14 protein-coding genes are annotated in these 16,092 nt (G+C 38.4%); 5 read left to right on the forward strand and 9 right to left on the reverse strand.

Translation table 11 applies throughout. From position 1 onward, the window contains the following. The first annotated feature begins 129 nt into the window (after positions 1–129). Positions 130–1,518 carry a phosphoglucosamine mutase gene (gene glmM / locus FUA48_RS10830; RefSeq protein ID WP_147583544.1) on the forward strand — a complete coding sequence of 463 codons (1,389 nt, stop codon included), beginning with the start codon at positions 130–132 and terminating at the stop codon, positions 1,516–1,518. Positions 1,519–1,969: 451 nt separating this feature from the next. On the opposite strand, the gene FUA48_RS10835 is transcribed toward glmM, so the two are convergent. From FUA48_RS10835 to FUA48_RS10850, 4 genes are all read right to left on the reverse strand, one after another. Next, positions 1,970–2,494: a hypothetical protein gene (locus FUA48_RS10835; RefSeq protein ID WP_147583545.1), complete on the reverse strand. Its 525-nt coding sequence runs from the start codon at positions 2,492–2,494 to the stop codon at positions 1,970–1,972. A 545-nt stretch (positions 2,495–3,039) separates the two neighbouring features. Continuing rightward, a complete protein-coding gene (locus tag FUA48_RS10840; RefSeq protein ID WP_205729405.1) occupies positions 3,040–4,173 on the reverse strand; it encodes a biosynthetic peptidoglycan transglycosylase in 1,134 nt (377 codons plus the stop codon). A gap of 105 nt (positions 4,174–4,278) precedes the next feature. Continuing rightward, positions 4,279–7,941, reverse strand: coding sequence for a phosphoribosylformylglycinamidine synthase (gene purL / locus FUA48_RS10845; protein ID WP_147583546.1), 3,663 nt, complete (start codon positions 7,939–7,941; stop codon positions 4,279–4,281). 150 nt (positions 7,942–8,091) lie between these two features. Further along, positions 8,092–8,541, reverse strand: coding sequence for a hypothetical protein (locus FUA48_RS10850; RefSeq protein ID WP_147583547.1), 450 nt, complete (start codon positions 8,539–8,541; stop codon positions 8,092–8,094). 249 nt (positions 8,542–8,790) lie between these two features. Here FUA48_RS10850 and FUA48_RS10855 point away from each other — a divergent pair, with 249 nt between their 5' ends. Continuing rightward, complete coding sequence (locus FUA48_RS10855; protein WP_147583548.1) at positions 8,791–9,561, forward strand: hypothetical protein; 771 nt, start codon at positions 8,791–8,793, stop codon at positions 9,559–9,561. A gap of 28 nt (positions 9,562–9,589) precedes the next feature. Beyond that, a complete protein-coding gene (locus tag FUA48_RS10860; protein WP_147583549.1) occupies positions 9,590–10,090 on the forward strand; it encodes a hypothetical protein in 501 nt (166 codons plus the stop codon). 4 nt (positions 10,091–10,094) lie between these two features. Here the strand turns inward: FUA48_RS10860 and FUA48_RS10865 are convergent, their stop codons facing one another. Continuing rightward, positions 10,095–10,304: a hypothetical protein gene (locus FUA48_RS10865; protein WP_129750256.1), complete on the reverse strand. Its 210-nt coding sequence runs from the start codon at positions 10,302–10,304 to the stop codon at positions 10,095–10,097. Between the two features lie 295 nt (positions 10,305–10,599). Here FUA48_RS10865 and FUA48_RS10870 point away from each other — a divergent pair, with 295 nt between their 5' ends. Next, positions 10,600–11,352, forward strand: a complete 753-nt coding sequence (locus FUA48_RS10870) for an NYN domain-containing protein (RefSeq protein WP_147583550.1) — start codon at positions 10,600–10,602, stop codon at positions 11,350–11,352. On the opposite strand, the gene lpxD is transcribed toward FUA48_RS10870, so the two are convergent. The 4 genes from lpxD to FUA48_RS10890 form a co-directional block, all read right to left on the reverse strand. After that, positions 11,353–12,342, reverse strand: coding sequence for a UDP-3-O-(3-hydroxymyristoyl)glucosamine N-acyltransferase (lpxD, locus tag FUA48_RS10875; protein ID WP_147583551.1), 990 nt, complete (start codon positions 12,340–12,342; stop codon positions 11,353–11,355). 202 nt (positions 12,343–12,544) lie between these two features. Further along, entirely contained in the window at positions 12,545–12,889 is a 345-nt protein-coding gene (locus FUA48_RS10880) for a hypothetical protein (protein ID WP_147583552.1), read from the reverse strand. A gap of 208 nt (positions 12,890–13,097) precedes the next feature. Continuing rightward, entirely contained in the window at positions 13,098–13,742 is a 645-nt protein-coding gene (locus FUA48_RS10885; RefSeq protein WP_147583553.1) for a DUF1579 domain-containing protein, read from the reverse strand. A 67-nt stretch (positions 13,743–13,809) separates the two neighbouring features. Beyond that, positions 13,810–15,369, reverse strand: coding sequence for a hypothetical protein (locus tag FUA48_RS10890; protein ID WP_147583554.1), 1,560 nt, complete (start codon positions 15,367–15,369; stop codon positions 13,810–13,812). Positions 15,370–15,558: 189 nt separating this feature from the next. Here FUA48_RS10890 and FUA48_RS10895 point away from each other — a divergent pair, with 189 nt between their 5' ends. Further along, positions 15,559–15,984, forward strand: coding sequence for a hotdog fold thioesterase (locus FUA48_RS10895; protein WP_147583555.1), 426 nt, complete (start codon positions 15,559–15,561; stop codon positions 15,982–15,984). Positions 15,985–16,092 lie beyond the last annotated feature (108 nt).

Genomic DNA, 16,092 nt, shown 5'->3' on the forward strand with positions numbered 1-16,092 from the left:
AATACCAAAAAGCACAATGGCGGGATAATCCTATTTTGTTAACGTTTTTTATGATTTTGATAAACCCTTTAAGAAAATGCATTATTATATTTGTGACTGAAAAAACAACCCGCTAACTAATTTTAAAAAATGACGTTAATTAAATCGATATCAGGTATCAGGGGGACGATAGGAGGAAAAACCGGAGATAACCTGACACCAGTAGATGCCGTAAAATTTGCTTCTGCATACGGTACATGGCTAAAGAGCCAAAGCAATAAAGAAAAACTTACTGTAGTAATAGGCCGCGATGCACGTATATCAGGCCCAATGATTCACAGCCTTGTAATGAATACCCTTGTAGGATTAGGTATAGATGTGGTAGACTTAGACCTTTCCACTACGCCTACGGTTGAGGTTGCCGTTCCGCTGGAAAAGGCCGACGGTGGTATTATACTTACCGCAAGCCACAACCCTAAACAGTGGAATGCCTTAAAACTGCTTAACGAAAAAGGGGAGTTTCTTAGTGGTGCCGATGGTGCCAAAATACTTGAGATTGCCGAAAGCGAGGCTTTTGATTTTGCTGATGTGGATAACTTGGGCGAAATAACATCAAACGATGCGTTTATGGATATTCATATTGATGAGGTGCTTAACCTTCCGCTTGTGGATGTTGAGGCTGTTAAGGCTGCCAAATTTAAGGTAGTGGTAGATGGTGTTAACTCATCGGGGGGGGTTATTATCCCTAACCTGCTTGAGCAGATGGGGGTAGAGGTAGTAAAACTATACTGTGAGCCTAACGGACACTTCCCTCATAACCCGGAGCCGTTAAAAGAGCACCTGGGCGATATTTGCGAACTTGTGATTAAGGAAAAGGCACACTTTGGTATAGTGGTAGATCCGGATGTAGACCGTTTGGCGTTTATTAGCGACGATGGCGAAATGTTTGGTGAGGAGTACACCCTTGTTGCGGTGGCCGACTATGTACTGAGCAAAACACCGGGTAACACCGTGAGCAATATGTCATCTTCCCGTGCGCTTAGGGATATAACCGAAAAACATGGCGGAAGCTATGAGGCAAGCGCAGTAGGAGAGGTGAACGTGGTGGAACTCATGAAAAAGAATAACGCTATTATAGGTGGCGAAGGTAACGGTGGTATCATTTACCCTGAGCTTCACTATGGCCGCGATTCACTGGTGGGTGTGGCTTTGTTCCTTACTTACCTTGCAGAAAAGAAAATGAGCGTTGCTGCGCTTAGGGCTTCTTATCCGCAATATTATATGAGCAAGAACAAAATTGAGCTTACGCCGCAAATTAACGTAGACGCTATTTTAGAGTCTATGGCGACCAAATATGCTAACGAGGATATCTCTACCATAGACGGTGTGAAAATCGACTTTGCAGAGGAGTGGGTACACCTTAGAAAATCGAACACCGAGCCTATTATCAGGATCTATACCGAAGCAAAAGGTCAGGATAAAGCCGATGCCCTTGCCGTTAGGATTATAGACGAGATTAAGCAGGTAGCGGGTATTTAAATTAAGATTTTCAGATAATAGATAATAGACGTGAGACTTCGCTTGTCATTGCGAGGGAAACGTAGTGCAGCGCGGCAATCTGTTTATGTTAGGATGTTCCATGTCGACCGAAGTGCAACGAAGTGGAGACATCTCGAGATTTTGTTCTGTCCTTTTGTCCTGCCACAAAAGAACGAAAAAGGCACGGCTATAACCCCTTAGGCTACAAATTACCTCTTTCGGCTAAACCATCCGAACTCGGCTGTCGCCTCAAACAGCGGATGCTTCTTTACGCCTCATTCCGTAATTTGCTTACGCCACGGCGTTTAATGCCGGAGCTTCACTCTGCTGTTGTTTCCATTTCGACCGAAACGCAGTGTAGTGGAGAAATCTCAGAATTGTGTAAAAGTTCCCCTATCATTGCGAGGAGGGACGACCCCGCTGTGCGTGGCAGGCTGTGGCAATCTCAACCTTAATACAAATCAGATGTCTTTGTGATGTAATGAAACCCGGAAGGATCATCAAAGCTTGAAAGGTAGTTATTGAGGTAGCAGTAATAGAATAAAGTTTCCAGTTTATTTTCAGATAAGCTTTTCTTTAATCTGAAACTATCATGAGATTTCTCAAAATAGATTGCCAGAAAAGATTTAAAACCCTGTGAATGATACTGTTTCGAAATTTCTTTATCCAATGAAAAACAATCAATATACTTTGATTCTGCAAATGTTTGCTGATGGTTTAAGACTGTTGTAATAAACTCTTCAAAGGAAATATCCATTTTATTTTCCTTGTACATAAACCTAAGTAGATTTATACCTACCTGAGCAACATCACCATTTTCACATTTTACATAGAAATCAAGTCCTGAATACCGAGAGGGTATATCGGTAGTAATATCTTCATCAGCTATCCTTTTAATTAATTTGCTGTCAAATTCATTTGCAGGATTACCACAGGAAAAAGCCAGTAATAAAAGTAGAATGATTGAGAGTTTCATGTTTGGTGAGGTAAAGAGGTGTTTAATAGGTAAGAGCGGGATGCTCGCGCTAATTATTATTCAATTGAACCAAAATATACTCCAGTTCGCTTAGTAAAATTACATTTTGGACAACTTAGTATTATTTCGTTAGTTTCTTCATCTATTTTTCTTTGTAATTTAGATTTGCAAATTTTACATCTTTTGATATAAAAAATTTTATACCCAAAAAAAGCTATAAGGATACCAAAAAACAACAGTAAAATTATGGTAACATTATTCTTCATCTTCTGCTGAAATCTTTTTAAAACTATTCATAAAATTCTCCCATTCTATTATTAAGAGATTCAAAATATCTCTTTAGCTAGCGTGAGTGGAACGCTCGCGCCAGCTGGAGAAATAGTAAACTGTTATAATATTTTATACAGGTCGTAGTTTTACGTTATCTATCATTTGCTGATATAATTTGTCTAATTTTTCTTCATTAACTTTAACTTTAGTCCTTGTCAAAAGATGCTTTATTCTTTTATCATTAACGGTAGATGATATATTAGACAGTCTTTCCACTAAAAAAATGATTCTTCTTCAGTAAGATTTTTAGATTTTATTCTTTCTGTAAAGAAGTACTTTATTGCATCAGAAAGCCCCATAACTCCTCTTTCAAATCTTACTGATGATATGTACATTTTTAATATTTCTTTTTCATTAAACTGATGACTTAACCAAATTGATAGTAATATTTCAATGAATTTTCTACGATATTTATTTTGATTAGAGGGAATAAAAAGAGTTCGTGTTAATTGCATCGTTATTGTTGAACCACCACTTTCAATATATCCATATTTATTTCTAAAACGTTTAAATCTACTTACTCCTGCTCTTAATGTAGATTTGATTGAAATTCCTCCTTTATTACTATAAAAATTTTGATCTTCAATATCAATTAATATTCTTTTTAGGTTTTCATAATTAATACCTAATCTGTCAAGGTCTATATATGACAACTTTGCTCGATACAATATATACTCAAAATTTGGTAGTAATTTTATAGCGAAAATTCTACTAATTAATTGGACAAATTGTAAGTAAAAAGTTTCATGTAATTCATATAATTTACATCTAAAAATATAATAGTATAAACATGTAACTATCAAGTGTATTATTATATAAACATAAAGAGATACTGAATAACCATTGTTTTCTAAGGAGTAAAACCAAATAAAATTAATAGTTACTGTTAATATCCAGAATGGAACACTTTGAAACCATAGCCATCCATTAAAAAACCTAATTTCGAAAGGATTCTTAGCTCCTTCAACTCTATTATTTGGGATTGTTAGGTGTATATTGCCATAGTCTAATCCCAGCATAGAACGAAGGGTAACTACTTTTCTAGCATTAAATGTTATTTGTCTTTGTAGTTCAACAAAGTATCTAAGTAGAAATGCTCCAAGACATGTAGCTATTATGGAAAAGAGTATGGAATTATTTTTAAAAATAGTTAAGTTTTTTTCTTGTTGATTAAAGAAAAACGGGATAATTATAGCAGTCAAAGCAACTAATATACTGGCTACCTGAGCATAAATTTTTGTTTGTGAATTAGCTAGCTTTTGAGCTTCCTCAAATTCAATTAAGACAACGTCTCTATTTTCTTTTTTAAAAACATATGTAGGATAATATTGTTCAGCTTTATTGTCCATTAAGGTGTGTAATTAAGTATTAGCTAATTTAACATTTTTATTTTAACATAACCCCTAAAAAAAGCCCCGCAATTTGCGGGGCTTTTTTATCATATATAAGAAGTCTTATTTTCTGTTCTCAATCCACTTACGTGCATTAACAAACGCTTCATGCCAAGGTGTAACCTCATCCTGGCGTCCTTCCGGGTAGTAAGCCCAGTTCCACTGGAACATAGAACGCTCAATGTGTGGCATCATTACCAGGTGACGACCGTCGTTGCTTGCCATCATCGCTACATCAAAGCTTGAACCGTTAGGGTTGGCAGGGTAGCCGTTGTAACCATACTTAGCCACAATGTTGTACTCTGTTTCTGCATACGGCATGCTAAACTTACCTTCACCGTGCGAAATCCATACACCCAGTGTGCTTCCCGCAAGGGTAGACAACATAACCGAGTTGTTTTCCTGTACGGTAACCGATGTAAAGGCACTCTCGTGTTTGTGGCTATCGTTGTGAAGCATTTTCGGTTTGTTTTCGTGATCAGGGTTTATAAGACCAAGCTCAATGAATAACTGACAACCGTTACAAATACCTACCGATAGTGTATCTTCACGCTTAAAGAAGTTCTCTAAAGCCGTTTTAGCCTTTTCGTTGTAAAGGAAAGCACCAGCCCATCCTTTTGCCGAACCAAGTACATCTGAGTTAGAGAAACCACCTACAGCACCAATAAACTGAATGTCTTCAAGTGTTTCACGACCGGAGATAAGGTCGGTCATGTGAACGTCCTTAACATCAAATCCGGCAAGGTACATAGCGTTTGCCATTTCACGCTCTGAGTTAGAACCCTTTTCACGTATAATAGCTGCTTTTGGCCTTGGTTTGCTGCTGTCTACAGCTACTTTTTTTCCATTAAAATGGCTAGGGAAGCTGTAAGTAAGCGGTTGGTTTTTATAATTGTCAAAACGCTCCTGCGCTTTTACTTTTCCACTTTGTTTCTGGTCTAACAGGTATGAAGTCCTGTACCATGTATCTCTTGTTTCGATAACGTCGAAAGTAAGGTTGCTGTCGCCGTTTTTAACGGTAACTACAGGTCCTTCCATTGGTTTACCTATAAGGGTAAAGTCTACACCGTTTTTAGCAAGTTCTGCCTCAACAGCTGCATCTGCCTGGATAACAAGAGCAATGTTCTCGTTAAACAGGGCTTTAACCGTATCGGCCTCGTTAAGGGCAGTAAGGTCATATTCAGCACCAAGGTTAACCTCAGCAAAGCTCATTTCAAGAAGCGTAGTAATTAAACCACCACTGCCTATATCGTGTCCGGCAGCAATTTTACCGTTTCTTATAAGCTCCTGAATAGTATTGAAAGCCGTTTTAAATTTGGCAGCATCCTTAATGGTAGGCACATCGTTACCTACTTTATTAAGCACCTGTGCGAATGACGAACCTCCAAGCTTAAATGCATCGCCCGATAGGTTAATGTAGTAAATGTTTCCGCCGTTTCTTTTAAGTACAGGCTCTACTACTTTGTTAATGTCGTTACAGTTACCTGCAGCCGATATAATTACAGTACCCGGAGCGATAACATCGCCGTTAGGATACTTTTGTTTCATTGATAAAGAGTCTTTACCGGTAGGGATATTAATGCCCAGTTCGATAGCAAAGTTGCTACAAGCCTCTACAGCCTCATATAGCCTTGCATCTTCACCTTCGTTTTTACAAGCCCACATCCAGTTTGCCGAAAGCGAAACACTCTTAAGTCCGTCTTTCATCGGAGCCCAAACAATGTTACTTAAAGCTTCTGCAATAGCAGTACGGCTACCGGCAGCAGCATCGGCAAGGGCAGCAACAGGCGAGTGGCCTATAGAAGTTGCAATACCTTCTTTACCTGCAAAGTCCAGCGCCATAACGCCCACGTTGTTAAGCGGTAATTGTATAGGTCCTGCAGTTTGCTGTTTAGCAACGCGTCCGCCCACACAACGGTCTACCTTGTTAGTTAACCAGTCTTTACACGCTACAGCCTCTAGCTGAAGCACCTGGTTAAGGTAACTGTGAATGTTATTTTCAGAATACTCAGGGTTAGTATATTTTGTTTTAACCGTTTTATCGGTCATGATTGTTTTAGGCGATGAACCAAACATATCCTCAAGGGCAAAGTCCATTGGCTTAGCACCTGTTGTAGCCGACTCAAACGTAAAACGGTGGTCTCCCGTTACATCACCCACAGCATACATTGGCGAACGCTCACGATCGGCAATACGCTTAAGAGTATCAAGATCTTTTTGTCCGATAACAAGTCCCATACGTTCCTGCGACTCGTTACCTATTATTTCTTTAGCCGAAAGGGTAGGGTCACCCACAGGCAGTTTGTCTAAATCTATTTTACCTCCTGTTTCCTCAACAAGTTCACTCAAACAGTTTAGGTGTCCGCCCGCACCGTGGTCGTGAATAGAAACAATTGGATTTTCGTCGCTTTCTACAAGGCCTCTCACGGCGTTTGCAGCACGTTTTTGCATTTCAGGGTTAGAACGCTGTATGGCGTTAAGCTCGATACCAGAGCTGAATTCTCCCGTATCGGCAGATGATACTGCTGCACCACCCATACCAATGCGGTAGTTTTCACCACCAAGTATAACTACTTTATCGCCTGATTGCGGCTTTTGTTTTTTAGACTGACTTTCTTTACCGTAACCAATACCTCCTGCAAGCATGATAACTTTATCGAAACCAAGTTTGCGGGCATCTTCTTCATGTTCGAATGTTAGTACCGAACCCGATATAAGCGGCTGTCCGAATTTGTTACCAAAGTCAGATGCACCGTTAGATGCTTTTATAAGGATGTCCATTGGGGTTTGGTAAAGCCATTTGCGCTCGTCCATACCGTTTTCCCAAGGGCGGTTTTCTTCAAGGCGTGAGTAAGAGGTCATGTATACCGCTGTACCTGCTAAAGGAAGCGAACCCTGTCCGCCCGCCAGCCTGTCGCGAATTTCACCACCACTACCTGTTGCAGCACCGTTAAAAGGCTCTACAGTAGTAGGGAAGTTGTGCGTTTCCGCTTTAATCGATATAACCGAGTCAAACTCCTTAACATCATAAAAATCGGGCTTGTCTGCTGTTTTAGGAGCAAACTGCTGTACGCGTGGCCCTTTTATAAAGGCTACGTTGTCCTTATAAGCCGAAACGATATCGTTAGGGTTTTCCTGAGATGTTTTCTTGATAAGTTTAAAAAGTGATGATGGTTTTTCCTCACCGTCTATTACAAACGTACCGTTAAATATTTTGTGACGGCAGTGCTCTGAATTCACCTGAGAGAAACCAAACACTTCAGAGTCGGTTAGGTTACGTCCCAGTTTTTCAGAAAGTCCTCTAAGGTATTCTACCTCATCAGGGCTAAGTGCCAGTCCTTCTTTTTCATTGTAAGCAGCAATATCGTTAACCTCAAGTATCGGTTCCGGCTGTATGTTTATGGTGTAAATCTCCTGGTTAAGTCCGTTATACTTTTGCGAAAGCATAGGGTCAAAATCAGTGTTGTCTTCTGTAGTTTTTTCAAACTCTTCAATCCTCACAATACCCTCAATACCCATGTTTTGGGTAATCTCAACGGCATTGGTACTCCATGGAGTGATCATGGTAGCTCTCGGGCCAACAAAAAAATCCGTCAGTACGGATTTCTCTATTTTATGTGCGTTGCCAAAAAGCCAGTTCAGTTTTGAAATATCCTCTGTAGAAAGTTCGTTTTGCGATTGTACTGCAAATACGGTATTCGTCTGGTTTCCGAAGAAATGGATCATTAGAAAAAGTAGTTACGTTGTTGAAAGTGCAAAATTAATCTAATTTTCCATAACTGGCAATACCATAAATGTCTATTTCTGCATTTGGTTATTTGTTGATTTGAAAGTACATAATTCCTTTTAGTAAGTAGGGTTGAAATAAGGTAATCATTAATCTGCAAATGAACTTTTCAGGTATTTTGCTTCCAGATACAAAGTGCAGTCGTCTTTAAATTCGTCATAACGATCATACACTATAACTGCACCTCCGTTAGCCGCTGTTTTTTTAAGTAAAGAAAATACATCTTCTACTACTACGGGAGGAATTCCTGCTAAATCAACAGTTATATTATTAGTGTGCGATAGTGTAGTAAAAAGTGATAAAAATTTTGAGTCGATACTATCAAAAGATCTTATTGGGGTTTTTAGCGAAAGCTTGCTTATATAATTATAAACTTCTTTATATATACTGTTTTGAAGGTTAGCATTTACTTTTAACCATTTATCAATAGTTGTAGGGAAAAAACGTTCACGAAGATTCTTCTTTACCAAATGTCGTTCTACATAAGTGAGAGGTGCAGTTGTATTTTGTTGGTTGTTTTGTATGAGCAATTCATTCATTGCTTGAAAAATTTCGAAAAAATAGCCTGTGTTCAGTAAGTTAATTACTATAATATCTCCTTTGTTTAAGGTAAAAGCAGGTATCAAAAAATCATCTATTATTTGTTCTTTAAAATCTGCAATCATTGTGTTATGAATAATTTCAAATGTAGTAATAATAGTATAAGAAATGTATTATGCATTTAGCTTTGTATGTTTTTAAAGAATCTTTATTTTCGTATCCTCTAAAAAAAACTTACACACCTCAATATGAAAAATCAAATTGGCTTTCCTGTATTCTTTAATCTTGTAAAAGGTAATAAACTGTTTTGGCTGGGCCTGCTGTTTACTGTTTTAGGTATTCTTGTAACGGTACCGTTATACCTTTTTATGGGATCAATTGTTGAACCTCACGAAAAATATAACCATGAGCTTATATATGATAAAGGAACCGAGAAAGAGGCTGTTGTAAATAATATTTCGGTAAAGTTCAACGTAACTTATAATAATCAGCATCCTGTACAGGTATCCTATTCTTATATAGATAACGGTAAAGAAGTGCATGATAAGTTTGAAACGTTAGATTTAAACAATCAGGAAAATATGTTTTCAAATTTGCATAAAACATTAAAGATAAAAGTATACAACGGTCAGTCGGCTATTGTAGGTCTGGAGCCATTTGTATTTCCGTATAGTGTTTTTATGACATTTTTTATTTTTCCGTTCATAGGGCTAATAATGCTTATTATTGGTATGTGGCCCGGTTTTAAGATTTACAGGGTTTACAAAAACGGGGAGGAGCGTGAAGCCCAAATCTATGCTGTAATGCCCGTTTCTTCAGGTATTGTTATAACTAACAGGAAAGCATCTGTAGATTACCATTATTTTTCTAAAAACGGTAATAAACTATTGGGGCATGCTACGGCTCCCATTGGTTTTTTAGCCAATAATGCAGTGAATGATACCGTGAGTATATATGTATCTGCTGATGATGAGACTAAATCTTACCTTTCTCCTAAGTATTTGATGAGAAAGTATTAGTAAAACAACTATTTACCCCATACTTATAATGCATAAAAGAAAAATTAAGCTTTCTGTATTCTTTAAAATTTTACATGCTAATATTTATAATAGTATAGTATTTTATTTTGGTCTCTTGTTCACAGCTTTTTCTTTAGTGTTTTTATTTTTTACTTTAATAGTGATTATAATTACCAGCATAAAACACTTTAACCAAAATATTTATATTCCTATATTGATAGGTTTAGGGACTGTTTTATGGGGAATTTTTATAGCTTTTATTGGAGGAAGAAAATCTCTTAAAACATATAATTTGTATAAAACAGGCATTGTTAGGGATGCAGAAATTGATACAATAGCTGTTTTTACCAATAAAGGAATAAGGGTTACTTATTATTATGACGTGTCTAATGAACAAATAGTATATGGAAATGCTTTTTCAAAGAATTATTTACTCATGGATAAAGAATCGGGCGATAAAATAAAAATATTTGTTGACCCAAATAATGAAAGTAATTCGGTTTTAGTTCCCCACAATATAACTATATAACAACCTACCTAAACCTTACACGGTTTCGGTAAATGCTAATGCCTTCAAAATTTAGCAGTATTCCTATAATACTTATTAAAAGTAAAATAATAAGGAGACTGAAATGAATCCAGTTATTAAGGGTTTGCGAATAGGTTACTCCTGCAATAAGGGTATACAGACTAAGGATTACTCCTAAAATAGAGATAGATAAAATAGAGATTTTAATTTTCATGATAAGTTGCTTTAAAAAAGTAGTGGGGTTAAAGCAAATTTGTAGAGTATGCCGTCTCACGATAGTTTTTTCTTAATCGTATGCCTAAACAAAACTATCATTTAAGATTCAGGATTACTACAAATGTAAGCTATTTAGTTGATTTATAGTGTATAACATTCGTCTTATTATCATATAACGAAAACTTTGTGATAAACAGCAGTAAACCCATATATGTTACCTATCTTTATTGAAGTATTGTTTACGGATAAATATGTTATTCCGTTAAATACTGCTTAATCAACCAATAAATAATATGGATAACAAGTTTAATATAGCCGTGCTTATAGACGGCGATAATGCCCAGCCGAAACTGATACAGGCTATTATAGAAGAGGTGTCAAAATACGGTAAGGCAACTATAAGAAGAATATATGGCGACTGGACCACTCCGCAAATGAACGGATGGAAAGAAGTGATAAACCAGCAGTCGTTCAATCCTGTACAAAAGTTTGCCTATACATCGGGTAAGAACTCAACCGACAGTTCGCTGATTATCGATGCTATGGATATACTGCACAGTAAAAATGTAGAGGGTTTTTGTATTGTATCAAGCGACAGCGATTATACCGGGCTGGCAAAAAGGATACGCGAAGGTGGTGTGTTTGTTATGGGTATAGGGCAAAAGAAAACGCCTGTTGCCTTTGTACAGTCGTGTGAGATATTTACCTATACCGAAAACATTGCAACCGAGATTGAAGAGGAAGAGCATGAAGAAGAGGTTAAAACAGCTACTGCCAAAGCAAAATCGAGGCTAAAGCCGAAACCTGCCATAAGTACAGCCATAATAGATAAGGCTTTTGATATCTCTATTAATGAGGATGAGGAGGCTTATATAGCAACCATAGGTTCTAACTTAAGGAAAATTGACCCCAGTTTTGACCCCAGGGCTTTTGGCTATAAAACGCTTACACAGCTGTTTCAAAACCTACCTAAATACGAGATTCTGAAAAATGTGGTAAACGGACTTAATCATCCGTTGGTTAAAAAGAAAAAGGGAAGGAGATAGCTATGAGGTAGCCATCTTTTTAAGTATGGCCCATTGTTTTAGGGCAAGTCTTCCTTCTACTGCCGGGTAGCCTAATACGGTTTTGCCCGGAGCCACATCACATGTAACACCTGATCCCGCACCTACAGTAGCACCGCTGCCTATGGTTACGTGGTCTTTAATAGAAGCGCTTCCGCCAATAACTACACCATCACCCAGTGTAACAGATCCTGCAAGCCCGCTGTTTCCTGCCATAATACAAAAACGGCCCATAACACTGTTGTGGCCTATTTGTACCAGGTTGTCAATTTTACAGCCGTCGCCTATAATAGTAGAACTGAATTTACCCCTGTCTACACATGAGCCCGATCCTATTTCTACCCTGTTGCCTATAACCACATTACCTATTTGCGGTACTTTAGCCAGTCCCTGTTGCGGACACTGCCTAAAGCCAAACCCGTCGGCACCTATAGTGCAGTTAGGGTGTAATATGGTATGGCTGCCTATAGTGCAACGCTCTCTTATTACCGTACCCGACCATATAACAGTATTATTACCTACTTTACAATCGTCCAGTACGGTTACATTAGGATAGATTACAGCATTATCCTGAATGGTGGTATTGGCACCTATATAACTGCCGGCACCTATTTTTACTCCGTTGCCAATAACAGCCGTAGGGTGTATTGTGGCACTTGGATGTATATCTTCTTCAAAAACGGGAGGGGCAGGAGCAAAAAGCTCCAGTACCTGAGACATGGCTAAGTCGGCATTTTTTACCTTAATAAAAGCCCTGTTCTCTCCGGGAGCAATAGCTATATCATCATTTACAACTGCAACAGATGCTTTAGAATCCTGCCACAGTTTTTCATACTTTTTATTACCTATAAAAGTAATCTGGTTGGCCTGTGCAAGTTCAAGTTGTTCGGGCGAATTAATTGTATTTGTTGTGTTGCCTTCTATAACGCCGTTAATAACAGCGTTTATCTGTTGTAATGTGTATGTATTCATGTAGAAAATTGGTATTATATCCTGCAGTGCTTGGTACAGAAAGATTGTAAACGGAGAGGCAGCTTCTGTCCGGGATTATTTATTTAACTGCAGATTAATATCAGGGTGTGGAATTTAGTAAAACGCCAAATTAACATATAATATTTTTAAATAACTATAAATTTTTACGTTAATTTTTAAAATATAATACAGGATATATATGCTAAACATAGCCGTGCTCCCGTAGCCAGTCTTTTTCTTCCTGTGCCAGTTTTACCTTATAAGGCATGTGTGCATATCTGTTTATAACCTCTAGTGCCTGTGCTTTCATACAGGCGTTTGGGTGGCCAAACTCGAGTATAAAGTGTGCTGCCCATAAATCAATAAGATATTGATTTTCTTTAAAATAGAGTGCAAAGCCTTCGTTCCCTCGTCGGGAAATAAGTTCACGGGCTAAGCTGCACAGACTAATATAGTTTGCATTTGTATAAATCCTTTCGTTAGAAGGGGTATAGCCGTCAAAATACATTTTTCTGCACAGAAATAAAAAGGATATTCCTGTGTTCATGGTTGGTAGTGATTTGGGTATTGTAAATTTAACGAAGAAATGTTAAAAAATGTTAAAATATGTAGTGCTATTCGTCAGTCATAATGTGTATTTCGTCGAATTTGTGTTAAAGCCACATATTATACTGATTTACAGGTGATAAAAAAATCCCGCCTGTTTGGGCGGGATTGGGGATTTAAAATTATTCGGGGGAATAATTCTAAAGAAATTATTTTCTGGTCATTACCAGCTCCATGCTTTTGTACTCGCTACCACCTTTAGGGGTTTCAAACATCTGCATTTTACGGGTGTTTTCGTCTACGATTTCATAGATTTCGCGAATTTTCTTTGGCTGTTTAGTCGCTGGGTCTACAGCGCTTCCTTCAAGAGTTGTAGTGCGGGTGTTACCATTGTAAGTACCCTTAAGTACCATCATACCTGTACCCATATTGTCTATCCAGGTAGAAGTAAATTCATTGCTTGCATTATCAAAAGCTAATGTAGCAATTCCTTCAAACGGCATACCCATCATATCGCCACTGTAGGTAGACTTTTGGTAACGTCCGCCAAGTATCATTTCAATTTCACAACCTGCAGTTTGTTTTTCGGCAGGGGCATCAGGACCCATCCAGAAAGTCATATCACAATTCCATTTTCCTTCTTCATCAGTCATAAGTTTGTGCATGTCTCCGGGAGTCATGTAAGCTTGCCATGCCTGAGCCATTGCAGCAGAGTCCATGGCCATTTTAGGAGCCGGTTCTTCGGTTGTAACCGTGTCATTCATAACGGCATCCCCATTGTCCATTTTTTCTTCCTTTTTGCACGAAGTAAGGCATAGCGCAACAGCTGAAAGCGTAACATAGATTTTTTTCATAATTGTTTGAATTTGTGGTTTGTGCAACAAATTTATGAAAAAAAATGGCAGAAATACTAAGAATATGTTAATCTTCAGTAAAAGCTGCACTCTCATAGGCTCCGGCGTCGGGAGCAGTAGTGTTTCTGCTGGTGTTAACTATGTCAAACGGAACCTGTGCAGCAGTAGTGGTATTGCCCAGTCCGTTTGCTGCCGAATCGTCACTAATATTAAGTTTATTATTGTTTGGGTCTTCAAAAAACGGTTTATAGGTAGTAGAATTTTGCGCTATGGTACATCCTTCGTTAAACAGTGACTGATCGCCAAAATTGTACATAGGGTTGTTAGTAAAACGGTTAGTGCTGTCTATAAACTTAATAAAGCAGTTGTTGAATTTATATTCAAACGGCAGTTCGCCCACACGATCGAAAAGGAATCCGAAGTTTGAGGTACCGTAAAGAATACAGTTGTCAAAAGTTGCCGTAAGATTATTTACCAGTATGGCATCCTGTGTTTCCTGATAGTCGCTTATAAGTACCGGAACCTGGTTAAAGCTGTTAAAGTAGTTGGCAAAAGTACAATGCTTAAAGTTGTAAAAACCTCCCAGTGTAGCAGCAAACGATGCCTGCCCTGCCATATTGATTACTACATTTTCCCCATAAATAGTACCGTTACGTGAAAGTAGCCCTACATTGGTAGAGTTGTATAGCTGTACGTTTCTAAGGCTAAGTGCCTGTGCCGTACCGTTATTGCCCTCCATTAATATACCTACCGTATTGTTTTTAATTATGGCATTATTAAAGTTTGATGTACTGCCTTCCTGCAACCATATAGCACCCCATTGTCCCGGTATGTCGGCAAAATCAGGTTCCAGCCTGTCGCCTTCAAAAACAACCTGATTGGCTTCTGTTGCGGGGTCGGATGGGCTACCTATATTCATAGTAGCGCCGTTACGCACTATAAGCCCTGAATTGGCATGAAAATGTACCCTTGCACCCGGATTAACGGTAAGTGTCTTACCCGGAGGTACTGCACCATATCCGTATACTACATACGGTTTGGCATTGGTCCATATAAGTTCGTTGCCGTTTTCGGTTTCGTCAAGGTTAAAACCGTATATCTGGGTGTCGTCTACTTCGCTTATTGGGATACTTTCATACTGGCCTTCGTCATTACGCTGTGGGAACAGGAATATAGCATCCTGAACCAGCGTAACCAGTTCCACTTTTTGCGGAGCCGACTGTGTACTGTGAAACTCAATATGATCGGTATATAAAAAAGTATTCTCATTATTGGTAAACTCGGTGTAGTCTATCGTGGTTTCAATAAAAATAAACATACTGTCTTTAGCCAGCAGTTCCACATCGTTAAATACGCGTCCCGGCATGCCGTCTACCATCAGTCGGTATTTAGAGTCATTGCCCTGTCCAAGCTGTAGTGTAGGTATTTTAATATCCTTATCGCTTCGGTTGTATACTTTTAGGGTATAAGTGCTGGAGCCAATGTTTGTAAACACGGTATCAAGGTACACGGTATCTTTAGAAAACTCGAGTCCGCCCGGGTTTGGCTCAAATTCAAAATCATTTCGGCATGAAGTAAGCGAAACGGCAAATATCCCAAATACAAGCAACAGAAAGCTATAGCGCATAAATAACAATTTTTGGTAAAAGTAGCCATTAATTTGAAAAGTAAAAAAACAGCTGAATAGTTAACGGGGAAAAATGGTTTTTCTTATAAAGGGGCAAGTCCTTCAATTCAAAATTTAAAATTCATCATTTAAAATAGTATTTAGCAACTCTGTAACTTTCCTTAACTTTACACTCCTAAAAAACAATTCATGGCATTTGATAAAGAAAAGGCACTTAAAATGTGCAACGATTTTGCGAAAAACACCTTAATGGAAACCCTTGAAATTGTATATACCGATGCCGGCGAAGATTTTCTGGAAGCAAAAATGCCTGTTAACCCCCGTGTACACCAGCCTATGGGGTTATTGCATGGCGGAGCCACGGTAGCATTGGCAGAAAGCGTGGGCAGTGCCGCTTCACTATTGTTTGTAAACCCTGAAATTCAGGAAGCAAGGGGGATAGAAATCAGTGCAAACCATGTGCGTGCCAAGCGCGACGGTGTAGTAACCGGAACCGCAAGAATAGTACACAAGGGGAGGAGCCTTCACCTGTGGGAAGTTAAAATAACCGACGAAAAAGGCAGGCTTATATCGCTTTGTAAGATTACAAACATGATATTGCCAAGGAAACGATAATTTGTTAATTCGATAATTTGTTTATTTGAATACCTGTGTTAGTTTCCCTCTTGAGAGGGGCAGGCGTGTTTCAGATAACCAAATAATCAAATCCACGAATACAGTATA

Origin of the sequence: Flavobacterium alkalisoli (genome assembly GCF_008000935.1) — a bacterium.
GTDB classification, from domain to species: Bacteria; Bacteroidota; Bacteroidia; order Flavobacteriales; family Flavobacteriaceae; genus Flavobacterium; species Flavobacterium alkalisoli.